Consider the following 23,571-nt stretch of genomic DNA (forward strand, 5'->3'; position numbering starts at 1 on the left):
ACCGGGCACGCCATCGGCACCGAAGACAGGCCGGCCGGCAAAGCGCCGGCGCGGGTCGCGAACGCGTACGGCGCCGCGACGCCGTTGGCGCTGGCGGCAGTCAGCGCCTGCAAACAGGCGGCGTCGAGGACCGGCTCGGGCAACGTGCCCGGATCAACCGTCGTGACCCTCGTGGTACAGCTGGCCGCGAGGTTGGTGACGTCGGCGGCGATTGCGATGCCACCGGCCGGACTCACGCTGCACAGCTGTCCAGGTGATGAGAGGATGCTGGCGCTCCCGTTGGCGCCCGTCGGCAGCCGCGCGGCGAATGCGAAATTGCCGTCACCGGTGGCTACGGCCGCCTGCTGGGTGCTGGCGGGATTGCTGGCCCCCAGCTGCAGGACGACCGGCCCGGACTGGCCACTGGCGTGGCCGCGCACCTCGTACGCGAGGCCCCGAGCAGGTCAGTGCAGCGCCGTTGCCGGCCTGCACCTGCACCTCATTGTTGAAGCTGACGCCGGTCCGTCCGGTCGCCGAGGCGCCCCCAGCACCGTCGCCGCTAGCAGGAGGCCAGCGCTACGCCCGCGTCGCGTCAGTACTTGAAGTTGAGCTTCACCCAGGCCGTGCGACCGGGTTCGTTGATCCGTTGCGGATCGGCGGGATAGCCGAAGGCGCTGTTGCCGGCGAGGTTGAGGTGCTCGCTGTAGGCGCGGTCGAACAGGTTGTCGATGCCAGCGGTCAGCTGCACGTGCTCGCTGAAGCGGTAGCCGCCGTTGAGCGAGAACACCGCGAAGCCCGGGCTCGGGCCCAGGTCGCGTCCGACGACATTGCCCTGGTCGGTGCTGACCCGGTCCTGCGCGGCGGCGATCCGCAGCAGCGTGCCCCACGACCAGTCGCCATGCTCGCCACTGGCGGACAGGCGCGCTTCCAGCGGCGGCATCTGCGGCAACGCACCTTCGGCGGTCTCGCCCCAGGCATAGGCCAGCACGCCGGACAGCTTGAGTCCGTCGCGCACCTTCCAGTCCAACCCCGCTTCGCCGCCGGCGATGTCGGCATCGACGTTCCGTGCGCGCGTGGTCGAGCCCATCGCCATGCCGCCCATCGGGCCGCTCATGTAGTCAAACAGGATGTAATCGTCGATGCGCCCCGCGTAGACCGAAGCCCACGCCTCGAGGTTGCCACGGCGGAACTGCAGGCCCGCGTCCAGCTGCGTGGTCCGCTCGGGCTGCACGCCGGCGAACGCGTTGGCCGCGCCGGCCGGTCCGCGCGTGGGCGAGAACAGCTCCCAGTAGTCGGGCATGCGCTCGGCATGGCCGACGCCGGCGTACCAGCCGAATTCGCCGGCCATGTCGTGCTCGTAGCGGACGAAGCCGCCCGGCAGCGTCTCGCTGCGGCGCTGGCCGGCGGTCGGATTGGGCATCGGCATCATGCCGCTGCCGGTGGTGGCGCGCAGGTCGTCGGCCTGGGCGCGGTCGATGCGCAGGCCCGACATCAGGTGGTGCACCTCGCTGATGTGCCAATGCGATTCGGCGAATACGCCCAGCGTGCGGAAACGCGCATCCTCCGTCCACGGCTGGGCCTGGTAGGCACCCCGGCCCATCGCGCTGCGCTTGCGGTGCTCGCTCTGGCGGCCGTCGACGCCGGCGGTCACTTCCCAGCGGTCCTGCTGCCAGGTCAACGCCACGCGTCCGCCCTGGGTGGTGTCGCCGACATTGCTGGCCATCGGCATCGGCATGCTGCCGGTCGGGTCGGGGTCGCGCAGGCTGTAGTTGTCCATCACGTGGTCGACCTCGTTGCGGTAGACGTTCGCCGCCACCGCATCGAGCACGTCGCCGATGTGCTTCTTCTCGAAACGCAGGCCCAGGCCGTCGCGACGGAAGCGCGCGCCGTCCATGCCACGTCCGGCGTAGCGGGCCTGCGCATCGCCGGTACCCGCGCTCAGCTCCAGCACCGTGTCCGCATCGGGCGTCCAGCCCACCGCCGCGTCGGCGTTCCACTTGCGCCAGGCCGAGGGCACCTCGTCGCCGTTGCCGTCGCTGTAGTCGTCGGCCTCCGAACGGTTGGCCGACAGGCGCGCATAGCCGGCCGGCGTGCCGGCGCTGATGTCGGCGACCTGGTCGTTGCGGTTGTTGCTGCCGCCCAGCAGGCTGCCCTGCGCCTGCACGCCGGGCCGGTCGAAGTACGGGATCTCGCGCTCGAAGCGGACCGTGCCGGCCGATGCTCCGCCGCCCCACAGCACCGTCTGCGGGCCCTTGATGACGGTCAGCCGGTCGTAGGTCTCCGGGGCGATGTAGGACATCGCGTTGTCCATGCGCGAGGGGCAGGCGCCGCTGAGCGCGCCGTCGTTGGTCAGCAAGGCGATGCGCGAGCCGAACATGCCGCGCAGCACCGGGTCGCCGTTGGTGCCACCGCTGCGCAGCGTGGAAAAGCCGGGGATGGTCTTGAGGTAGTCGGCGCCGTCGCTGGCCGGGACCGGCTGGCGCGGCAGCTTCGGGTCGGTGACGAAGGTGGAGGCGGCGATCGGGGCGACGCCCAGCACGACCACGCCGTCCAGCTGGGTGACCGCCGCGGCTCCGGCGGCGCCATGCACGTGGTCGGTGGCGGGTCGGGCAAGGGCCGGCGCCGACACCGCCGCGCCGAGTACGGCAACGGCCAGGGCACGGGACAGCAGGGTTCTCTTCATGGCGCGTTCTCTTCTCTTTTCTCTCGTTCGATGTGGGCATTGTTTTGCCCGGGGTGCGCCCATGCCTTGATCCGAGTCAAACGTCCGCTGTACTCGATCACGCGCTTGACGTGGATCAAGCCGCACTTCGAATCGTTGCGCGTACGCCCCCGGATTGATGCAAATCAAGGACGCCCTGCCTTGCCCCCCGCAACCTTGGCCCCGTCAACCAACGACCCACAGAGAGAGCCCATGAAATCCCGTCACCCCCGTCTTGGCCGCGCCCTGTTCGCCGGTGCCCTGGCCGTCGCGATCTCTTCCGTCTTCGCCGGCCAGGCCATGGCGGCCAAGCCCGCCGCGGTCGCAGCCGATGCTTCGCTGCCGACCCTGCAGGCGGTCCTGACCTCGCCGCCGATGGTGCCGGCCCCGATCACGCGCAAGACCCCCGCCAAGGTCGTCGTCGACCTGGAGATGGTCGAGAAGGAAATGCGCCTGGCCGATGGCGTCACCTACAACTTCTGGACCTTCGGCGGCAGCGTTCCCGGCAGCTTCATCCGCGTGCGTGAAGGCGACACGGTGGAGTTCAAGCTGAAGAACCACCACAGCTCGCACATGCCGCACAACATCGACCTGCACGCCGTCAGCGGCCAGGGCGGCGGCGCCGAAGCCACCTTCACCCTGCCGGGCAAGGAAACGCAGTTCACCTTCAAGGCGCTCAACCCGGGCCTGTATGTCTACCACTGCGCGATGGCCCCGGTGGCCATGCACGTCGCCAACGGCATGTACGGCCTGATCCTGGTCGAGCCCGAGGAAGGCCTGGAGCCGGTCGACAAGGAGTTCTACGTGATGCAGAGCGACTTCTACACCGAAGGCGCGCACGGCGAACCGGGCCTGCAGCCCTTCAGCCTGGAGAAGGGCATCGCCGAGAACCCGGACTACGTGGTGTTCAACGGCTCGGTCGGCGCACTGACCGGCGACAACGCCCTGACCGCCACGGCCGGCGACAAGATCCGCATGTTCGTCGGCAACGGCGGCCCCAACATGGTGTCGAGCTTCCACGTCATCGGCGAGATCTTCGACAAGGTCTACTTCGAGGGCGGCTCCAAGTACCAGGAGAACGTGCAGACCACGCTGGTGCCGGCCGGTGGTTCGGCCATGGTCGAGTTCAAGGTCGACGTGCCGGGCAACTACGTGCTGGTCGACCACAGCATCTTCCGCGCCTTCCACAAGGGTGCGCTGGGCATCCTCAAGGTCGACGGCAAGGAGAACCACAACATCTACAGCGGCCAGCAGCACGACATCGACTACCCCGAAGGCGTGCCGCAGGGCAGCCACCACAAGTAAGCGGCCATGGAACTGACCCGTCCCCTGATGCTTCTCCTGGCCCTGGCCGCGGCTCCCGCCGCGGCCACGGGCCCGACCGGCACGATCGCCTACCGGTCGATCGAGGGTGGCCAGTTCCGTTCCGCGGTCCGTTTCGAGGAGGCCATCGGCACGGTGCCGGTGGCCTCTTACGCGTTGATGGCCCGTCCGGTCAGCAACCGGGATTTCGAAGATTTCGTGGCCCGCCAGCCCAAGTGGCGGCGCGACCGCATTCCCGCCCTGTTCTCCGGTGCGGGCTACCTGGACCACTGGGCGCAACCCGATGCCGCCGGCGCCGGGCTCGACCCCGACGCCGCGGTCACGCAGGTGAACTGGTACGCCGCCGATGCCTACTGCCGCGATCAGGACGCGCGCCTGCCGACCTTCCTGGAATGGGAATACGCAGCCGCCGCCGACGCGAGCCGGCGCGACGCCCGCAACGACCCGCGCTGGCGCATGCGCCAGGTCAACGACGGCACCCCCCATGCCATCGACGCGTCGCCGCAGGCGCCCGCGAATGTGTACGGCGTGCATGGCCTGCACGGCGCCAACTGGGAATGGGTCGCAGACTTCGCCTCTTTGCTCGGCGATGGCGACCGCCGTGGCCAGGAGGATGGCGACAACCTGCGCTTCTGCGGCGCCACCGCACTGGCCTTCAACGACCCGGGCGACTACGGCGTGGTCAAGCGCTTCGTGCTGCTGTCGGCGCTGCAGCCCCGCAACTCCCTCGGCAACCTCGGTTTCCGCTGCGCAAGGAGCCAGCCATGAACCCCACGATCCGCCCCCTCCTCACGCTCGTGCTGCTGCTGTGCGGCGCGGCCGCATCGGCCCAGTCCCCGCAGGACGCCGCCACCGACACCACGACTGCGGCGCTGCCGGGCGATTCGGTCTACCAGCTCGATGCGCGTGCGATCGATACCCAGGGCCGCCTGTTGCGCTGGTCCGACCTGCGCGGCCAGCCGCAGCTGGTATCGATGTTCTATGCCAACTGCCATCTGATGTGCCCGCTGATCATCGAGAACGCCAAGGCCGTGCGCAAACAGCTGCCCGAGGCAGAACGCCAGCGGCTGGGCGTGGCGATGATCAGCCTGGATCCCAAGCGCGATACCCCCGCCGCACTGGCCGAAGTGGCGCGCAACCACCGCACGCCGGAGGACTGGCGCTTCCTGCGACCGGCACCCGATGACGTTCCGGGTCTGGCCAGCGTGCTGGATGTACGCTACCGGTTCCGCGAAGACGGCAGCATCAACCACACCAGTGTGCTGGTGCTGCTCGACGCGCAGGGCCGCATCCTGGCCCGATCCGAGGTCGTCGGCGCCGCACCGGACCCGGCCTTCCTCGCCCAGGTCCGCGCTGCGCTGGCTGCGGCGAACTGAATCCTTCCACCCACCCAAGCACGACAAGTCCTACAGGAGCACCCCCATGAAACTCACCCGCACCCTCGTTGCCATCGCCCTGTTCGGCGCCGCCGGCCTGGCCCAGGCCGCCGGCAACTGCACCATCTCGCTCAAGGGCGACGATGCGATGAAGTTCGACCTCAAGGAAGCCACCGTCTCGGCCGGCTGCGCCACCATCACCGTCGAACTGACCCACACCGGCAAGCTGCCGGCCGCGGCGATGGGCCATAACGTGGTCATCACCAAGACCGCCGACCTCGCCGGCCTCGCCCGCGATGCGATCAAGGCCGGCGCGGCCAAGAGCTACGTGCCGGAAGGCGACGCCCGCGCGATCGCCCACACCAAGATCATCGGCGGCGGCGAGAAGACCAAGATCACCTTCCCCGGCAAGGCGCTCACCGCCGGCGGCGACTACACCTTCTTCTGCAGCTTCCCCGGCCACTCGACCCTGATGAAGGGCAAGCTGGTCGTCACGAAGTAAACCACCCTCCCCGGTGGCTTACCCCGTGCCGCCGCTCCGGCGGCGGCACGGGTCTTTTTCTTCCCGGTTCCGCGCCAAGGCGGCGGAACGCACCACGCGAGGCTCCATGGAACTCGACATCATCCTTCGCACCGGGCCGGTCGACGTCGGACACATCGAACGCCTGCTGCTCGAGGCCGATCCGGCCGGGGTCGTCGACCTCGATGCCGCGAGCGGGCACCTGCGCATCTCCACCTGCGCCGCGCGCGACGAGGTCGCCGCGATCCTGGCCGCGGCCGGGCATCCGGTCGAGGTGCCTGACATCGTGATCGTGCCGTCGGTCTGCTGCGGCGGCTGCAGCGGCTGAGTCGCCTCAGTCCCACTCCATCCGGAACCAGGCCTGCAGGGACTCGCCTGGCTCGAGGATCCGCGGCTCGAGGTTGAACGCATCGGCCGGGCCGGTCTGGGGTTCGATGCAGGTCGAGTGCGCGGTTTCGTCGTAGACCACCCAGCGCTCGCAGTCCGAGGACAGGCGCAGGCGCTGTCCATCGCGATGGACCACCACCTCGCGTGTGTTGACGAAGCAGTCGTCCCAGGGACCGGGCGTGGGCGGCACGGTGGGCCGCGTGGCGATGCCCTCGTCGTCGCGCGGATAGATCGCCGACGGGTGGAATTCGATGCGTCCGGGTTTGCGCAACCACGGATGCCAGCCCAGTGCCACCGGCATCGCCTGCGCACCCGCGCGCACCGACAGGATCATCGCCAGGTGGCGGGGACCGGCCTCGATCCGCTGCCGCGCACTGCCGCCGAAGGGCCAGCGCAGGTCATGCGGAAGGCGCAGCGAAAGCTCGACCGAATGCGGATCGTGCGCCTCGACCGTCCACGGCAGCCACATCGACACGCCGTGGATCGCGTGGCCTTCGAGATTTCGCGGCAACTGCCACTGGCGTCCCGCGAAATCGAAGCGACCGTGGCGGATGCGCCCGGCCCACGGCAGCATCGGATAGCTGCCCCAGGCGATTGCCGCGGGGAACCCGTCGCCGGGCCCGACCAGCTGCGCGACATCGCGATAGTGGATTTGCGCGATGCGCCCACCGGCCTGCGGCGCGATCTCCACGCGCAAGGTGTCGTCGCCAATGTGCAACAGCGATCCGGGCGCCAGCGGCGCATCCGGATCGCCGACGGACGATGCGCCGTCCTCAGACACCATACGGATCGATCGGTACGATCCTGCCCTGCGCGTCGTGGTGCAGTTCGGCCACCTTGATCGAACGCAGGTGGGTGACGCCGCCCGACAAAAGGGAGTCGTGGTAGAACAGGTACCAGCGGCCTTCGAACTCGCAGATCGAATGGTGCGTCGTCCAGCCGACCACCGGTCGCAGCACCTGGCCCTGGTAGGTGAACGGCCCATACGGGTTGTCGCCCACGGCATAGCACAGCAAGTGGGTATTGCCGGTGGAGTACGAGAGGTAATAGCGGCCCTCGTACAGGTGCAGCCACGGCCCCTCGAAATAGCGCCGGTTGTGGTCGCCGGCGCTCAACGGCTGCCCGTGCTCGTCCAGGATCAGGATCTCGCGCGTCTCCTCGACCAGCTCCTTCATGTCCGCGCGCAGGCGGCCGATGCGCGGCCCCAGCGCCGGTGCGTCGCCAGTGGGTTCCTCGTGCGCAACGGCGTGGACGTTGTCGCGGTACTTCTGCAGTTGCCCGCCCCAGATGCCGCCGAACAGCAGGTAATGCTCGCCGTCGGTGTCGGCGAACACGGCCGGGTCGATGGAGTAGGTGCCGGCGATCGGCTGCGGCTCGGGCTTGAACGGCCCGGCCGGATGGTCGCCCACGGCCACGCCGATCCGGAACAGCCCATCGGCGCACTTGGCCGGGAAGTACAGGTAGTAGCGTCCGTCGCGGTACGCGGCATCGGGCGCCCACAGCTGCCGCTCCGCCCAGGGCACCTCGCTCACGTGCAGCGCCAGGCCGCAATCGGTGGCCGGGCCCTGAGGCGAGTCCATGGACAGGACGTGGTAGTCCTCCATGCAGAAGTGGTCGCCGTTGTCGTTGAACGACACGCCGCCCTCGATGTCGTGCGAGCAGTACACGTACAGCTTCCCGTCGAACACGTGCGCCGACGGGTCGGCGGTGTAGATGTGGGTGACCACCGGCGCGGAGATGGCCCGCGCGGCGAGCTCCTGCAGTTCCTCGGTCAGTGCGGTGCGTTCGGTGGGGGAAGGTTCTGACATCGGCTTGTCTCCGCAGGTCACGACGTTGCGCCGGCGAGCGCGCGACGATCGCCCAGCTCGCGCTCGATGCGCGATTCCATGGGCTTGTTGATTTCGTAGAAGAACAGCAGGGCCACGCACACCAGGAACGGCAGCGAGGCATAGACGCTCACCGCCAGGCGGATGCCATCCACGGCCTGTTGCGGCTGGCTGTCGGCGCCGGCCTGGTAGGCGTAGTGCGCCAGGATGCCGGCCACCAGCGCGCCGCCGATGCTCAGGCCAAGCTTCAGTCCGCACAACATCGCCGAGAAGATGATCGCGGTGGCGCGGCGGTTGTTCTTCCACTCCGAGTAGTCGGCCACGTCGGCGATCATCGCCCACAGCAGCGGGATGGTGATGCCGTAGAAGAAGCCGTGCAGGATCTGCGACACGAACACCAGGCCGATGCGGTCCGGCGGGTAGACGTAGAACGCAAGCATGAACAGCGTCGAGACGAACAGCGCCGCGCCGAAAACATCGCGCTTGCCGAAGCGGTCGGCCAGCCTCTTGGAGAAGCCGATGCCGACGATCATGAAGATGATGCCGCCCGCGTTGAACAGGCTGAAGGCCGAGGTCGGCGCATCTTCCGGCCACTGGAACGAGGTCAGGCCGATACCGGTGAGCACGGAATTCAGGCCGGCGATGAACGCGTTGAAGCCGATGCCCTGCAGGAACGCCGCCAGCGCCGCCTCGTCCAGGTAGTACTGGAAGTAGTAGACGTACATGCCACCCTTCAGCGCCAGGGTGGTGAACACCAGGATGGTCAGCAGCAGCATCACCACCCAGGGGCGGTTGCGCGCCAGGTCCGACAGGTCCTGGGCCACGCTGGACTTCTGCTCGGGGGCCGGCACGATGCGCTCGCGCGTGGTGAAGAAGGTGATCAGCAGGAATACAGTTCCGACCACCGCGAACAGCAGCATCGCGTTGTGGAAGCCCTGCACCTTGTCGCCGCCGCCCAGGATGAGCACCAGCGGCAGCAGCAGCGACTGGACCACCAGCTGGGCGACCATGACCGCCACGAAACGATAGGCCGACAGGCTGTTGCGCTGGGCCATGTTGCCGGTCAGCACGCCGCTCAGCGCGGCATACGGCAGGTTGCTGGCGGCATAGACGAGCACCAGCAGCGTGTAGGTGGTGGCGGCGTAGGCGACCTTGCCCGACGGCGCGAGGTCGGGCGTGCTGAAGGCCAGCAGTGACAGCACGCCGAACGGAACGGCGGTCCACAGGATCCAGGGGCGGAACTTGCCCCAGCGGGTATTGGTGCGGTCGGCCAGCAGGGCGATCACCGGGGTGAACACGAAGGCGCCGAGCAGGCCGACCACGAAAATGATCGTAGCCGCGGTCGCGGCCGGAATGCGGAACACGTCGGTATAGAAGAACGCCAGGAACGTCACCAGCGTCTGGAAGATCAGATTGGCCGCGAGGTCGCCAAGGCTGTAGCCGACCTTTTCCCTGACGCTGAGGATTTCCGGGTTGTTGCTCATGTGTCCTCGGGCTGTTCTAGGTTGATCCGGGTAAGACTGGGCCACCGGTGTTGTGCAAGGAAGCGGCCCGCCCCGGCATGACGCCGGAACGGGCCGCTGGTTACCGCTGCATCATCCGTCCCGTGACTCAGAACGTGCCGCGGATGCCGATGGAGTACGTGGTGCCTGGATCGTAATAGTCGTTGACCGCATTCGGGAAGGCGAAGTAGGAACGACGCTCCTCGCCGGTGATGTTGAGGATGTTGAAGGTCAACTGCGGCTTGCCGGCGACCCAGTCCAGCGTGTACGAGGAGGACAGGTCGAGCTGGCCCCGGTCCTCGCCGTAGATCTGGGCGAACGGGATGCCCTGCTGGTTCGGACCGGTACCGGTGGCGCCCTCGGCCCAGGTGTACGACAGGCGCACCGAGGCGATGTCGTTCTCCCAGTACGTCGTGGCATTCCACATCGACGGCGACACGCCATAGACGTTGCCCGCCAGGGCCTTGGCGTCCGCGCCCAGCGTCTTGATGTCGATGTCGGTGTAGTTGGCCATGAAGCCGAGGCCTTCGAAGACGAAGCCCAGCGGCTGCACCCAGATCGCCTCCCAGCCGCGGATCTCGAGCTCGGCGTTTGCGTTGACCTGCTGGTTCACGTTGACGGTGGCCACGTTCGGGCCGCCGCGGTTGTTGATCGCCAGCTGCTGGGTGTCGTTCAGGTCATCGAACGGGATGCCCAGGTCGGTGAACGGACGGGTGGTCACGCCCTGGAAGGTGTAGCCCTCGATGCGCTTGTTGAAGAGGGTCAGGCCGACGAAGCCCTCGTCGCCCGTGTACCACTCGCCACCCAGGTCGAAGTTGTTGGAGATGTACGGGGTCAGGTCGGGGTTGCCCTGGTTGGCCACCTGCGCCGACTGGTCGGTGAAGGTGGTGGCAGGCAGCATCGAGCTCGGGTTCGGACGGGTCATGGTCCGCGAACCGGACATGCGCACGACCACGTCATCGGCCACGTCCCACGCTGCGCTGAACGACGGCAGCCACTCGCTGTAGTCGCCATCCAGGGACTGCCACTGGCGCACGCCGCCGATGGTGACCGGGCCGGATACGATCTGGTCGGTCTGGGCGTAACGCACGCCGAAGTTGAAGCGCAGGTTGCGGTTCCAGATTTCCGATTCGCCGTTCACTTCCACGTAGGCGGCGAAGGTGTCCTCGTCGAAGCCACCGGTGGCACCGCCGGTGTTCGGACCGCCGGACTCGGGGGCGTTGTCGCGGAAGAACGCATAGTTGGTGTCGTTCTTGAAGCGGCTGGCATCGGCCACGATGAAGCCGTGCGGACCCGGGCGCAGGTAGCCGGCCAGCTCCGCGTTGGTGACCGCCGCCAGCGGGCCGCCGGCACAGGCCGGGCGCGGCACGGGCACGCTACCGTCCGCGTTGAGGCCACGGCAGGCCAGGTCTTCCCAGGCGCCGCTGTTGTCGAAGCCCTGGATGCGGCGCTCGTTCTGGTCCCAGGCCACGCCGACCTTGACGTTCTTGTTGTCCTCGCCGAACTGCAGGTCGGCGCGCACGCCGCTGGTCTCGGTCACGCGCTTCTCGTTCTGCACGTTCAGGCGGCCGCCCACCCAGGTCCAGCCCAGGTTCGGATCATTGAGGTCCAGGCCGGTGTTCCACGACGGGATGGCTCCGCCGTTGGTGTACTCCAAAGTGGTGAACGGCGAATTGACCAGGATCGTGGGCGATTCGCGGAACATCCAGCTGCGGCTGGTGTTGGCCTGCACGTCGAGCCTGATGTTCTGCTCGTCGCCGAACCAGAAGCGGCCGCCCGGGGACACCTGCCAGTACTGCACGTCCTCGATGTACTCGCGGTGCTCGAGGAAGAACTGCGCGTTGGTGAAGGTGGCGCTGGTGACGACGTTGTTCGCGTCCAGCTGCATGTCCAGCGGGATCATGCCGCCGTTGCGGCCGACCAGGTTCATGTCGACGCGGCTGTTGGTGCGGCGCGCCTTGGTGTACATCGAGTCCAGCCAGAAGTGCATGGAATCGTTGGGCCGCCATTCGAACGAACCCAGGAAGCCGTCACGGTCGCGGTCGCCGCTCATGTGCACCGGGCGACCCAGGCGCGGGATCAGCGCCTCGCCGATCTGGGCGGGGGTCAGGCCGGGGTTGTTGGCCTGCAGCCAGGCTGCGTCGATGGGCGTTCCGGGGGTCAGTCCGGCAGCGATCGTCGACGGGTTGTTCGGAACCACGTCGGGGATGCGCCAGCCGTTGCCGCCGGTCACGTTGCAGGGCTGTCCCAGGGCCGGGAAGCCACCGGCCGCGCCGCCGTTGCCGCACTGGGCGTTGGTCAGGTTCGGGTTGGTCCAGCCGATGGTCTCGTAGCCTTCCACGCCGATCTTGCCGCGCGTGGAGGTGAGGCCTACCAGCGCGCCGAAGGTGCCTTCCTCGTTGGTCCAGTTGCCGATCACCGAGCCGCGCGGGCTGACGCCGCCGGAGTTGGTGTTGTGGTCGGCCTGCAACGAGTAGGTGATGTGGTTGCCGGAGATGTCGAACGGGCGCGAGTTGCGCATGTCGACCACGCCCGACGCGCCACCCTCGACCAGGCTCGCGGTGGGCGACTTGTACACGGTGACCTGGTTGAAGAACTCGGTCGGGAACAGGTTCAGGTCGACTTCGCGGTTCTGGTTGGTCGCATCCAGGCCGATCGAGGCCGTGGCGACCGACGCACCGTTGATGGTGGTCTTGGTGAAGCTGTTGGGCAGGCCGCGGATGGCGATGTTCAGGCCTTCGCCGTTCACGTCGCGGTTGAGCTGGATGCCCGGCACGCGCGCCAGCGACTCGGCGATGTTGGTGTCGGGGAACTTGCCGATGTCCTCGGCGAAGATCGAATCGGTGAAGCCGGTCGAATCGCGCTTGGCTTCGGTCGAGTACTGCAGGCTTTGGCGGAAGCCCTTGACGACCACGCTGTCCAGGTCGGTGACCTGTTCGGCCGGCGCGGCCTGCGGGCCGGATTGCGCTTGCGGGGCCGCAACTTCCTGTGCCATGGCGGCGGTGGCGGCCATACCGAGGATCGCCGCGCTCAACGCGCGCGACAGCGTGTTTCTTGCAAGATGCTTCTGCACCGTACTCCCCTCCCGTTTCTGGTGATGAACCACCTCCAGAGGGAGGCGGCGCGTTTCGTCCCGTACTGATACCCGGCTGGATCGCGTCCTAAACCGGGTCCCGCGAACGATGGCGGATGGTAGCGCTACCATATTTTAACGCGCACGCTGCATAGCAACATAGGATTCCAGCGCACCTGGCGGCGGCGTCGCGATTGATGCGATGCACCATGTTTTCAGGGTTTTTTCGTCGCAACAGCGGATCAGGCCTGTCGCGCTGGGCGCAACCGCGCGGCTGTGTTAATGATAGCGCTATCAATTTTTCGGCCTCGGCCAGCCCTGGGAGGGGCGCTGCATGTACCGACTGCATGACCACCGCCGCTGCGTACAGGGCGCGAAATGAGCGCGGGTGCGATCGCCGACAAGGCCGCCGACACGCCGGGAGGCCGCTACCGCTGGCGCGTCTGCGCAATGCTGCTGGCCGCGACCACCATCAACTACATCGACCGGCAGGTGCTGGGCGTGCTGGCGCCGTTCCTGCAACAGGACATCGGCTGGAACGAAATCCAGTACGGCTACATCGTCACCGCCTTCCAGGCCGCCTACGCCATCGGCCTGCTCTGCGCCGGCGCGATCATCGACCGGCTCGGCACGCGGATCGGCTATGCGATCGCCATTGCGGTGTGGAGCGTGGCCGCGATGAGCCACGCCCTGGCCGCGACGGTCGGCGGTTTCATCCTCGCCCGCTTCTTCCTCGGCCTGGGCGAGGCCGGCAACTTCCCGGCGGCGATCAAGACCGTGGCCGAATGGTTTCCGCGGCGCGAGCGTGCCCTGGCCACCGGCATCTTCAATTCCGGCTCCAACATCGGCGCGATCGTAGCGCCGCTGATGGTGCCGGTCGTGGCCGTGGCGTGGGGCTGGCAGGCCGCATTCCTGGTCACCGGCGTGCTCAGCGCGACCTGGCTGGTGGTCTGGCTGCTGTGGTACCGCGCACCGGAGCGGCAGCCGCACGTGTCCGCCGCCGAACTGCAATGGATCCGCAGCGACCCCCCGGAAGCGGTGGTGCGCGTGCCGTGGTCGCAGATCGTGCGCCATCGCCAGGCCTGGGCCTTCGTCGCGGCCAAGTTCCTCACCGACCCGATCTGGTGGTTCTTCCTGTTCTGGCTGCCCAAGTTCCTGCACAGCGAGTACGGCCTGACCCTGACCGGCCTGGGCCTGCCGCTGATCGCGATCTTCGTGATGGCCGACGTCGGCAGCATCGGTGGCGGCTGGCTGGCCGGTCGATTCGTCAGGCGCGGTTGGAGCATCAACCGCGCACGCAAGACCGCGATGCTGGTCTGCGCGCTGTGCGTGGTGCCGATCATCTTTGCCGCGCGCGCCGACAACCTCTGGGTCGCGGTGGCACTGATCGGGCTGGCGACCGCCGGCCACCAGGGCTGGTCGGCGAACGTGTTCACCCTCACCTCCGACATGTTCCCGCGCCATGCGGTCGGATCGGTGGTGGGCATGGGCGGGTTCGCCGGCGCGGTGGGCGGCATGATGATCGCCACCTTCATCGGCTTCCTGCTGCAGACCACCGGCAGTTACGTGCCGGTCTTCCTGATGGCCGGTTCGGCCTACCTGGTCGCCCTGCTGGTGGTGCACCTGCTGGCGCCGCGACTGGACCCGGCCAGGCTCCAGCAATCCGGACCCGAACTCCCGGCGGCCTGAGCCGCCACGACCCAAGTGTGCAAATGACCCGATGCGATCGATGAAGACCCTGCTGCTTTTCCTCGCGGCCACGGCGATGCTGGCCGCTGGCCCGCGGGCGCACGCGGCGCAATCCACCGCCGCCCCGGCATCCATCCACGAGACCGGGGTGCGTGGTTCGCTCGCGCTGATCGACGGCGGCCATCCCGCCGCCGTGCTTGTCGACGCGGGCGACCATCCCGGCGTGCTGCGTGCCGCGCGCGACCTGCGCGCAGACCTGTCGGCGGTGGCCGGTGGCGAGGCGGCGTTCTCGACCGGCCAGTCCCCGCAGCGGCTGGCCGTCATCGCCGGCACCCTCGGCCACAGCGCGCGCATCGACCGGATCGTGCGCGAACACGGCATCGACACGGGCGACGTGGCCGGTCGCAACGAGGCCTACCTGCTGCAGGTCGTCGAGAGCCCCGAACCGGGCATCGACCGCGCCCTGCTCATTGCCGGTGCCGACAAGCGCGGCACGATCTTCGGCGTGTACGAAATCTCGCGCCGCATCGGCGTGTCGCCGTGGACCTGGTGGGCGGACGTGCCGCCGCCGCGCCACGCCAACCTGCACGTCGCACCCGGCCGCTTCACCGACGCACCGAAGGTCCGGTACCGCGGCATCTTCATCAATGACGAGGACCCGGCGCTGGGCGGCTGGCTCAAGGCCACCTATGGCGGCGCCAACCACCAGTTCTACGAGCGCGTGTACCAGCTGATCCTGCGCCACAAGGCCAACTATCTGTGGCCGGCGATGTGGCAGCCGCGTGCCTTCTATGAAGACGACCCGCGCAACGCCGAGGTCGCCGACGAATACGGCGTGATCATCGCCACCACCCACCACGAGCCGATGATGCGCGCCCACGACGAGTGGTCGCGGCACGGCACAGGCCGCTGGGACTACAACAGCAACAGCAAGGTCCTGCAGGAATTCTGGCGCGGTGGCGTCGAGCGTTTGAAGGGCCACGAGGTGGTGGTCACACTGGGCATGCGCGGCGACGGCGACGAGGCCATGGCCGAGGGCACGGCGACCGCCCTGCTCGAGCGCATCGTCGACGACCAGCGCAAGATCATTGCCGAGGTCACCGGCAAGCCGGCCGAACAGACCCCGCAGGTCTGGGCCCTGTACAAGGAAGTGCAGGACTACTACGACGCCGGCATGCGCGTGCCCGACGACGTCACCCTGCTGTTCGCCGACGACAACTGGGGCAATATCCGGCGCCTGCCCGATCCCGCCAGCAAGCGCGCGGGCGGTTCGCGCCTTGGTGGATACGGCGTGTACTACCACTTCGACTACGTCGGGGGTCCGCGCAACTACAAGTGGCTCAACACCACCCAGGTCGAACGCGCCTGGGAGCAGATGCGCCTGGCCTGGGCGCACGGCGTCGAACGGCTTTGGATCGTGAACGTCGGCGACATCAAGCCGATGGAACTGCCGATCAGCGCCTTCCTCGACCAGGCCTGGAACCCGGACGCCGCGGACCTGGAATGGATCAGCCGCTATCCGGCCGCCTGGGCCGCCGAACAGTTCGGCCCTGCGCACGCCGCGGAGATCGGCGCGATCCTCTCCCGCTACACGCAGTACAACGCGCGGCGCAAGCCGGAACTGCTGTCGCCCGACACCTGGAGCCTGGTCCACGAGCACGAGGCCGATCGCGTGCTCGCAGGCTGGGACGCCCTGGTCAAGCGCACGCTCGAACTCGGCGCGAAGATCCCCGCCAGCCACCGCGATGCCTGGTACCAGCTGGTCGAATACCCGGTGCTGGCAAGCGCCAACCTCAACCACCTGCACGTGGCCGTGGGGCGCAATCGCCTGTATGCCGCGCAGGGTCGCGCCTCGGCCAACCAGTGGGGCGACAAGGCCCGCGAACTGTTCGCGCGCGACGCCGAACTGCAGCGCGTCTACGAGCAGGACATCGCCGGCGGCAAGTGGACCAGCATGATGTCGCAGCCGCGCATCGGCTACACCCACTGGCAGTCGCCCGAACGCAATGTCCTTCCCGCCCTGGCCACCGTCGACGTGCCGGAGAAGGGCGTCACCGGCGTGGCCATCGAAGGCGACGCGCGCCGCTGGCCCTACCCGCTGCAAGGCCCGCGCCTGCCGGTGCTCGATCCGGTCGGTGCGCCGAGCCGCGAGGTGGTGGTGTTCAACGGCGGCCGCCAGAAGATCGGCTTCACCGCCAGCACGAAGACACCATGGCTGAAGGTCTCGCCCGCGTCCGGCGACGTGCAGGACGCGCAGCCGCTGAAGATCGAAGTCGACTGGAATGCGCTGCCCGAGGGGGAGCACGAGGGCCGGCTCTACATCCGCGGCAAGGACTGGACCGAGGTGACGGTCACCGTGCCGGTCCACAAACCGCCGGCGCACCGTGGCGTGCGCGGCTTCGTTGAAGGCAATGGCGTGGTCGCGATCGAGGCCCAGCACCACAGTCGTGCCGTCGCCCCGGCCGGTGGCGCGTGGCAGGTGGTCCCGAACCTGGGCCGCACGCTCTCGGGCGTCACCGCGTGGCCGGCGACCGGCGAACCGGCGACGCCCGGTGGCGACGGCGCGCGCCTGGAATACCCGCTGGTCATGGACCACGACGGCGAGGTCGAGGTGCGCGTGGTGATGTCGCCCACCCTGGACATCCGCCATCGCGGCGGCCTGCGCTACGCCGTTTCCATCAACGACGAAACGACGCCGCAGGTGGTGAACATGCGCCTGGACCCGACCCCGGGAGACCGCGATTTCCGCGCCTGGGAAGCGGCGGTGATCGACAACTCGCACGTGGCCAGTTCGCGCCATCGCGTCCGCGCCGGTGCCAACACCCTCAGGCTGTGGCTGGTCGACCCGGGCGTGGTATTCCAGCGCATCGAAGTCGTGCGCCGGCCTTGGCCACCCACCACCCTGGGACCGCCGGAAAGCGCGCGCCGCTGACGGCACCCTGGCTACTCCATCCCCACGCACCCGATCCGGATCCATCCCCATGAACGCCACCGGCCGCCCCCTCCAGCTGCACGAAGACCGCCTGTTCCCCACCGAGCCGACCCAGCGCGGCATCGCCCGCCGCCTTTACGCGCAGGTCGCCACGCTGCCGATCGTCAGCCCGCACGGCCACACCGATCCGGCCTGGTTCGCCGGCAACGCGCCGTTCGCGAATGCGACCGAACTGCTGCTGGTGCCGGACCACTACGTGTTCCGGATGCTCTACAGCCAGGGGATAAGCCTCGACGCGCTGGGCATCCCGCGCGCCGACGGCAGCCGCGCGCAGGTCGACCCGCGCGCGGCCTGGCGCGTGTTCGCCGAGAACTTCCACCTGTTCCGCGGCACGCCCTCCTCGATGTGGCTCAACCATGTCTTCCACGACGTGTTCGGTCTTCGCTCGCGCCTGGATGCGGGCACGGCAGACGCGTACTACGACACCATCACCGCGGCGCTGCAGACCCCGCACTTCCTGCCGCGCGCGCTGTTCGAGCGCTTCAACATCGAAGTGATCGCCACCACCGAATCGCCGCTGGATCCGCTGGAGCACCACGCGGTGATCCGCGAAAGCGGGTGGAAAGGGCGGGTCATCACCGCCTACCGGCCCGATCCGGTGGTCGATCCGGAACACGAGCAGTTCCCCGACGCGTTGCGCCGCTTCGGCGAGATCACCGGCGAAGACGTGCACAGCTGGCAGGGCTACCTGCGCGCGCACCGCCAGCGCCGTGCGTTCTTCGCCTCGATGGGCGCCACCTCCAGCGACCACGGCCATCCCACCTGCGCCACTGCCGACCTGTCGCCGGACGAAGCACGGCTGCTGTTCGCCAAGGTCGTCTCCGGCCGCTTCACCGCCGCCGAGGCCGAGCTGTTCCGCGCCCAGGTGCTGACCGAAATGGCCGCGATGAGCCTGGACGACGGCCTGGTGATGCAGATCCACCCGGGCTGCTTCCGCAACCACAATCGCGGCCTGTTCGAACGCTACGGCCGCGACAAGGGTGCCGACATTCCCTTGCGCACCGAGTACGTGCAGTCGCTCAAGCCGCTGCTGGACCGCTTCGGCAACGAGCCCGGCTTCACCCTGATCCTGTTCACCCTCGACGAGAGCACCTACTCGCGCGAGCTCGGTCCGCTGGCCGGCCACTACCCCTGCCTGTTCCTCGGCCCGGCCTGGTGGTTCCACGATGCCCCCGAGGGCATGTGGCGCTTCCGCGAACAGACCCTGGCCACCGCCGGCTTCTACAACACCGTCGGCTTCAACGACGACACCCGCGCGTTCCTCTCCATTCCCGCGCGGCACGATGTGGCCCGTCGCATCGACTGCGCGGTGCTGGCCAAGCTGGTGGCCGAACACCGGATCGACGAGGACGAAGCGACCGATGTGGCCATCGACCTGGCCTACCACCTGCCAAAGCGCGCCTACCGGTTGTGAGGGACTGCGCGGCCACGTTGCGTCCGCCGGCTACGCCACCGGCCTGCCCCGTAACGCGAGGCCCGTCCCTTTTCCCGGTGGGGGCGCGCGAGCGGCAGCGGAACAGGCGGCGCGCCCCGGGTCGTACAGGCCGGTCGCTTTTGTGGAGGTGTGGTGCCGCCACGAAGCGCATCGCATTGCTCATGGCCCTGGTCGTGTTGGCGCCGGTATCGGCGTCTGCCACCCAGCCTTCCCCTCGCGAACAGTTCCGGCTCGACAGTGGCTGGCGCTTCCACCGCGGCGATCCGCCGGGCGTCGAAGGCCGGCTTGATTACGACGTGCGCCCGGAGGTCGTGCAGAGCGCGGACGGCAAGGACGCCGACGCACGCCCGGATGCCGCGGAGAAGGTCGAAAGCACGCGCCAGGTGCTCAAGCTCTGGATCCTGCCCACCGCCAACCTGCTCATTGCCGATCCCGCCAGGCGCCACGCGCGCCCGTCAGCGGCGCCTGGTGCGGGCGATCCAGGCAGCGACGTAGCTTTCGTGCAGGCCGCGTTCGATGACAGCAACTGGGATGAAGTAACCCTGCCGCACGACTGGGCCATCGCCGGCCCGTTCATCGCCGACGGGCCCTATGGCGGCATGGGCCGCCTGCCGAGCTGGGGCGTGGGCTGGTACCGGCGCACGCTCGACCTTCCGGCAAGCGCGGCCGGACGCCAGGTATTCCTCGACGTCGGCGGCGCGATGTCCTATGCCACGGTCTGGCTCAACGGCCATCTCGTCGGCGGCTGGCCTTACGGCTACAACAGCTGGCGCGTGGATCTCACCCCGTATGTCGCATTCGGCGGCAACAACCAGCTGGCGATCCGCCTGGACAACCCGCCCGGATCGGCTCGCTGGTATCCCGGCGGCGGCCTCTACCGCGACGTGTGGCTGACCCTCGCCGACCCGGTGCACGTCGCCCAGTGGGGCACGTACGTCACCACCACCGACGTGTCGACCAGATCGGCCACGGTCAACCTGCGCGTGGACGTGGATAACGCCGGCGATCGCGATGCGCGGCTGCAGGTCGCCACCGACATCTTCGCGCTGGACCCGCACGGCGCCGTTTCCGGCAAGGCCATCGCGCGCATCGCGCCGCAACCGCTGGACGTCGCTGCCGGCGCCAGCGCGCGCCTGCAGTCTTCCGTCCGCATCGACACGCCGCGCCTGTGGGGCCCGCCGCCGAACCAGCAGCCGCACCGCCATGTGGCCATCACCACGCTCACCCGCGATGGCACGGTGGTCGACCGCTACGAAACCCGCTTTGGCATCCGCGAAGTCCGCTTCGATCCGGACCGCGGCATCGTGGTCAACGGCGAGCACATCCCGCTGCGCGGCGTGAACCAGCACCACGACCTGGGCGCGCTCGGCGCCGCGTTCAACCGGCGCGCGGCCGAACGCCAGCTGGAGATCCTGCGCGGCATGGGCGTCAATGCGATCCGCCTGGCGCACAACCCGCCCGACCCGCAGCTGCTCGACCTGGCCGACGGGATGGGCCTGCTGGTGATCGACGAGGTGTTCGATTCCTGGGAGCGCAAGAAGACCCCGCTGGATTTCCATCTCGTCTTCCCTGACTGGCACGAGGCCGACCTGCGCGCGATGGTCCGCCGCGACCGCAACCATCCCTCGGTCGTCCTGTGGAGCGTGGGCAACGAAGTCGGCGAGCAGTACACCGGCGAGGAAGGCGCGGCGATCGGTCGCCGGCTGAGCGCGATCGCGCACGAGGAAGACCCGACCCGCCCGACCGGCGCCTCGATGAACTGGGCCAAGCCGGACATGCCCTTCGCCAGCGCCTTCGACACCATCAGCCTGAACTACCAGGGCGAGGGCATCCGCCAGGAGCCGGAGTTCGAAGGCACCGATCGCATCCGCACGCCGCCGCAGTACCCGGCCTTCCGCGCCGCGTTCCCGGACAAGGTGATCATGGGCAGCGAGACCGCCTCGGCGGCCAGCAGCCGCGGCGTCTACCTGTTCCCGGTATCGCCGCAGGCGAGCGCGCCGATCCGCGATGGCCGTGGCGGCGACTCGACGCTCAGGCAGGTCAGCGCGTACGAACAGCACGCGGTGGATTTCGGTTCCAGCGCCGACAAGGTGTTCGCCGCGCTGGACCGCCATCCCTACGTGGCCGGCGAGTTCGTCTGGAACGGCTTCGATTACCTCGGCGAGCCGACGCCCTACTACGACGCGCGCAGCTCCTACACCGGCATCATCGACCTGGCCGGCTTTCCCAAGGACCGCTACTGGCTGTACCAGTCGCGCTGGCGCCCGGACCTGCCGATGGCGCACCTGTTGCCGCACTGGACCTGGCCCGGTCGCGAAGGCCTGGTCACGCCCGTGCACGTGTTCACTTCGGGCGACGAGGCCGAACTGTTCGTCAACGGCGTCTCCCAGGGCCGCAGGAAGAAAGGGCCGTACGAATACCGGTTGCGCTGGGACCAGGTCGTCTACCAGCCCGGCGTACTGCGCGTGCAGGCGTACCGCGACGGCAAACCGTGGGCGGACGACGCCGTGCAGACCGCCGGCGCACCGGCGCGGCTGGAACTGGTCGCCGATCGCACCCGCATTGCCGGCGACGGCCGCGACCTGTCGTTCCTGACGGTACGCGTGCTCGATGCCGCCGGCCGCATGGTGCCTGCCGCACACAACCGCATCACTTTCAGCATCGAAGGCCCCGGCCAGATCGTGGCCACCGACAACGGCAATGCCGCCGACCTGACCGCGTTCCCCTCGCTTGAGCGCGATGCCTTCAGTGGCATGGCGCTGGCCATCGTGCGCGGCGTGCACGGCCAATCCGGCGCCGTGACCGTGCACGCCCGGGCCGCCGGCCTGCAGGGCGCAAGCATCACTCTCGCTACGTCGCCCGCCACATCTGCCCCACGCAATCGCTAGGAGACCTTCATGCGCGTCCACCTGCTGACACTTGCCGCCGCACTGGGCGTAGCCTCGATGTCGATGCCCTCCCAGGCGCGCGCCGCCACGCCGGCAAAGGCCGCGACGACGCTCAAGGGCGCCTTCGCCGACGACTTCCTGCTTGGCACCGCGGTCAACGACGACATCGTCTCAGGTCGCGACGCGCGCGCGCAGGCACTGGTGCCGCTGCACTTCAACGCGATCACGCTGGAGAACGCGATGAAGGCCGAAGTGGTCAATCCGCGCCCGGGCGTCTACGACTTCGCCGGCGCCGATGCGTTCGTGGCCTTCGGCGAGCAGCACGGCATGTTCATCGTCGGCCACACCCTGGTCTGGCACAACCAGACGCCCGAGTGGTTCTTCAAGGCGCCCGATGGCACGCCGGTGGGCCGCGATGCACTGACCGAACGCATGCGCCAGCACATCCAGAAGGTCGCCGGGCGCTACGCCGGGCGCGTCGACGCCTGGGACGTGGTCAACGAGCAGATCGGCGAGGACGGCCAGTACCGCGACACCACCTGGGTCCGCGGAATCGGCGACGGCGATGAGCTTATTCGCCTGGCGTTCCGGTTCGCGGCGCAGTACGCGCCCGGTACGGAGCTGTACTACAACGACTTCAACGCCTGGCGGCCGGAGAAGCGCGACGGCATCGTGCGCATGGTGAAGATGCTGCAGGCGCACGGCATCCGCATCGACGGCATCGGCATCCAGGGACACTGGGGCCTGGACTATCCGGCCACCGCCGACATCGAAGCGGCGATCGACGCCTACGCCGCGCTCGGGGTCAAGGTGATGATCACCGAGCTGGACGTGGACGTGCTGCCGCTGACCAAGGAAGGCCAGATCATCGGCCAGGGCATGGCGCATCCGCAGTTCCAGCTGCCCGAGTTCAGGCGCTTCCTCGACCCGTACCGCGATGGCCTGCCGCCGGCGGTGCAGCAGCAGCTGGCGGACCGTTACGCCGAGCTGTTCCGGATCTTCCGCGGCCGACGCGACAAGATCGACCGGGTGAGCGTCTGGGGCGTGCACGATTCCATGTCGTGGAAGAACGACTACCCGATCCCGCACCGGATCAACTATCCGCTGCTGTTCGATCGCCAGTACCGGTCCAAGCCGGCGCTGGACGCGGTGCTCGCGGTGCCGCGCGAGTAACTCCCCTCCCCGCGCCGGGCTCCCGCGGGCGAGCTGCGGGTTACCTGGCGAGCTCGCCCGAGACGTGTGCGGCAATCTCGCGGGTGCTCCTGACGAACTCGGCCTCGAGGTCGACGCCGCACTTGTTGGCAAGAACCATAATTGACCAGAGGCAGTCCGACAGTTCGTGCGCGAGCTTCGCCTGGCAATCGTCGATCGTGCGGATGCCGGCATGGGCTTGAATGAGCTTGGCCAGATCGCCCACATCGCCGACGAAGCCCAGCGCAAGCTCTTCCGTGTTCCAGGCGCGCCCGTACCTTTTCACCTCGAGCTGCTCGTACAAGCCGTTGAGTTGAAGTGCAGCCTTTTCAAGATCGCTGAAGTTCATCACCCGCCCCATAACGATTGAGCCACGCCAACCCGCCTGGCAGGTGCGGCTCGAAGGAATCGTTGGTCGGCACGGCCATCAAGGCGCGTCCGCCACCGCCAGAATGTTGAGACCGGCATGTTGTCGTCACCGCTTGCGAACCCAATGCCAACGGATGTCCCCCGGCGCATGATCGCGACTGCCTGTGGTTCAACGCCTGAAACACGCCGATCCGCGAAGCGGGTGGCAGTTCCTACGAAAAAGTGGACACCGGCTCTCTAGCAGCACTGCTCGAACTCCACCGGTGAGCGGTACCCCAGCGCCGAATGCAGCCGCTGGTGGTTGTAGAACCTGACGTAGT

Annotated in this window: 17 protein-coding genes; 10 read left to right on the plus strand and 7 right to left on the minus strand. The window is 68.4% G+C overall.

The genetic code is table 11. The annotated features are described in order from the left end of the window. Positions 1-571: 571 nt before the first annotated feature. A complete protein-coding gene (locus CSC65_RS15350; protein ID WP_162411461.1) occupies positions 572-2,662 on the minus strand; it encodes a TonB-dependent copper receptor in 2,091 nt (696 codons plus the stop codon). Positions 2,663-2,893: 231 nt separating this feature from the next. Here CSC65_RS15350 and nirK point away from each other — a divergent pair, with 231 nt between their 5' ends. The 5 genes from nirK (at position 2,894) to CSC65_RS15375 (ending at position 6,227) form a co-directional block, all read left to right on the plus strand. After that, entirely contained in the window at positions 2,894-3,985 is a 1,092-nt protein-coding gene (gene nirK, locus CSC65_RS15355) for a copper-containing nitrite reductase (protein WP_162411462.1), read from the plus strand. Positions 3,986-3,991: 6 nt separating this feature from the next. Further along, entirely contained in the window at positions 3,992-4,771 is a 780-nt protein-coding gene (locus CSC65_RS15360; protein WP_162411463.1) for a formylglycine-generating enzyme family protein, read from the plus strand. Further along, positions 4,768-5,379: an SCO family protein gene (locus tag CSC65_RS15365; protein ID WP_162411464.1), complete on the plus strand. Its 612-nt coding sequence runs from the start codon at positions 4,768-4,770 to the stop codon at positions 5,377-5,379. Before CSC65_RS15360 ends, CSC65_RS15365 begins: the two co-directional genes overlap by 4 nt. 46 nt (positions 5,380-5,425) lie before the next feature. Further along, positions 5,426-5,881: an azurin gene (gene azu, locus CSC65_RS15370; RefSeq protein WP_162411465.1), complete on the plus strand. Its 456-nt coding sequence runs from the start codon at positions 5,426-5,428 to the stop codon at positions 5,879-5,881. A gap of 106 nt (positions 5,882-5,987) precedes the next feature. Next, positions 5,988-6,227, plus strand: a complete 240-nt coding sequence (locus tag CSC65_RS15375) for a hypothetical protein (protein WP_162411466.1) — start codon at positions 5,988-5,990, stop codon at positions 6,225-6,227. Between the two features lie 6 nt (positions 6,228-6,233). On the opposite strand, the gene CSC65_RS15380 is transcribed toward CSC65_RS15375, so the two are convergent. The 4 genes from CSC65_RS15380 to CSC65_RS15395 form a co-directional block, all read right to left on the minus strand. After that, complete coding sequence (locus tag CSC65_RS15380) at positions 6,234-7,070, minus strand: aldose 1-epimerase (protein WP_162411467.1); 837 nt, start codon at positions 7,068-7,070, stop codon at positions 6,234-6,236. Continuing rightward, entirely contained in the window at positions 7,060-8,094 is a 1,035-nt protein-coding gene (locus tag CSC65_RS15385) for a glycoside hydrolase family 43 protein (protein WP_162411468.1), read from the minus strand. Before CSC65_RS15385 ends, CSC65_RS15380 begins: the two co-directional genes overlap by 11 nt. A 17-nt stretch (positions 8,095-8,111) precedes the next feature. Then, positions 8,112-9,596, minus strand: a complete 1,485-nt coding sequence (locus CSC65_RS15390; RefSeq protein WP_162411469.1) for an MFS transporter — start codon at positions 9,594-9,596, stop codon at positions 8,112-8,114. Positions 9,597-9,723: 127 nt separating this feature from the next. Further along, complete coding sequence (locus CSC65_RS15395) at positions 9,724-12,687, minus strand: TonB-dependent receptor (protein ID WP_162411470.1); 2,964 nt, start codon at positions 12,685-12,687, stop codon at positions 9,724-9,726. A 378-nt stretch (positions 12,688-13,065) separates the two neighbouring features. Here CSC65_RS15395 and CSC65_RS15400 point away from each other — a divergent pair, with 378 nt between their 5' ends. The 5 genes from CSC65_RS15400 (at position 13,066) to CSC65_RS15420 (ending at position 22,864) form a co-directional block, all read left to right on the plus strand. Further along, positions 13,066-14,376 carry an MFS transporter gene (locus CSC65_RS15400; RefSeq protein ID WP_162411471.1) on the plus strand — a complete coding sequence of 437 codons (1,311 nt, stop codon included), beginning with the start codon at positions 13,066-13,068 and terminating at the stop codon, positions 14,374-14,376. Positions 14,377-14,416: 40 nt separating this feature from the next. After that, positions 14,417-17,308: a glycosyl hydrolase 115 family protein gene (locus CSC65_RS15405; RefSeq protein WP_162411472.1), complete on the plus strand. Its 2,892-nt coding sequence runs from the start codon at positions 14,417-14,419 to the stop codon at positions 17,306-17,308. A gap of 49 nt (positions 17,309-17,357) precedes the next feature. After that, complete coding sequence (gene uxaC, locus CSC65_RS15410; RefSeq protein WP_162411473.1) at positions 17,358-18,782, plus strand: glucuronate isomerase; 1,425 nt, start codon at positions 17,358-17,360, stop codon at positions 18,780-18,782. Between the two features lie 182 nt (positions 18,783-18,964). Next, the gene (gene galB / locus CSC65_RS15415) at positions 18,965-21,691 is read left to right on the plus strand and encodes a beta-galactosidase GalB (protein ID WP_162411474.1); all 2,727 of its coding nucleotides are present in this window, start codon (positions 18,965-18,967) and stop codon (positions 21,689-21,691) included. Between the two features lie 57 nt (positions 21,692-21,748). Continuing rightward, positions 21,749-22,864 (plus strand): endo-1,4-beta-xylanase, encoded by a 1,116-nt coding sequence (locus CSC65_RS15420; RefSeq protein WP_162411480.1) that lies wholly within the window; start codon positions 21,749-21,751, stop codon positions 22,862-22,864. A 40-nt stretch (positions 22,865-22,904) separates the two neighbouring features. Here CSC65_RS15420 and CSC65_RS15425 read toward each other — a convergent pair whose 3' ends face one another. Both CSC65_RS15425 and CSC65_RS16395 read right to left on the minus strand, forming a co-directional pair. Continuing rightward, positions 22,905-23,231, minus strand: coding sequence for a nucleoside triphosphate pyrophosphohydrolase family protein (locus tag CSC65_RS15425; RefSeq protein WP_162411475.1), 327 nt, complete (start codon positions 23,229-23,231; stop codon positions 22,905-22,907). Positions 23,232-23,488: 257 nt separating this feature from the next. Then, the coding region (locus CSC65_RS16395; RefSeq protein WP_162410968.1) for an IS3 family transposase at positions 23,489-23,571 on the minus strand (83 nt) is incomplete at its 5' end.

The sequence above is a fragment of the Pseudoxanthomonas daejeonensis genome, from assembly GCF_010093205.1.
GTDB lineage: Bacteria > Pseudomonadota > Gammaproteobacteria > Xanthomonadales > Xanthomonadaceae > Pseudoxanthomonas > Pseudoxanthomonas daejeonensis.

Coding starts and splice junctions, on each gene's coding strand:
- CSC65_RS15350 (WP_162411461.1), bottom strand. CDS start 2,662: ATGAAGAGAACCCTGCTGTCCCGTGCCCTGGCCGTTGCCGTACTCGGC.
- nirK (WP_162411462.1), top strand. CDS start 2,894: ATGAAATCCCGTCACCCCCGTCTTGGCCGCGCCCTGTTCGCCGGTGCC.
- CSC65_RS15360 (WP_162411463.1), top strand. CDS start 3,992: ATGGAACTGACCCGTCCCCTGATGCTTCTCCTGGCCCTGGCCGCGGCT.
- CSC65_RS15365 (WP_162411464.1), top strand. CDS start 4,768: ATGAACCCCACGATCCGCCCCCTCCTCACGCTCGTGCTGCTGCTGTGC.
- azu (WP_162411465.1), top strand. CDS start 5,426: ATGAAACTCACCCGCACCCTCGTTGCCATCGCCCTGTTCGGCGCCGCC.
- CSC65_RS15375 (WP_162411466.1), top strand. CDS start 5,988: ATGGAACTCGACATCATCCTTCGCACCGGGCCGGTCGACGTCGGACAC.
- CSC65_RS15380 (WP_162411467.1), bottom strand. CDS start 7,070: ATGGTGTCTGAGGACGGCGCATCGTCCGTCGGCGATCCGGATGCGCCG.
- CSC65_RS15385 (WP_162411468.1), bottom strand. CDS start 8,094: ATGTCAGAACCTTCCCCCACCGAACGCACCGCACTGACCGAGGAACTG.
- CSC65_RS15390 (WP_162411469.1), bottom strand. CDS start 9,596: ATGAGCAACAACCCGGAAATCCTCAGCGTCAGGGAAAAGGTCGGCTAC.
- CSC65_RS15400 (WP_162411471.1), top strand. CDS start 13,066: ATGAGCGCGGGTGCGATCGCCGACAAGGCCGCCGACACGCCGGGAGGC.
- CSC65_RS15405 (WP_162411472.1), top strand. CDS start 14,417: ATGAAGACCCTGCTGCTTTTCCTCGCGGCCACGGCGATGCTGGCCGCT.
- uxaC (WP_162411473.1), top strand. CDS start 17,358: ATGAACGCCACCGGCCGCCCCCTCCAGCTGCACGAAGACCGCCTGTTC.
- galB (WP_162411474.1), top strand. CDS start 18,965: ATGGCCCTGGTCGTGTTGGCGCCGGTATCGGCGTCTGCCACCCAGCCT.
- CSC65_RS15420 (WP_162411480.1), top strand. CDS start 21,749: ATGTCGATGCCCTCCCAGGCGCGCGCCGCCACGCCGGCAAAGGCCGCG.
- CSC65_RS15425 (WP_162411475.1), bottom strand. CDS start 23,231: ATGAACTTCAGCGATCTTGAAAAGGCTGCACTTCAACTCAACGGCTTG.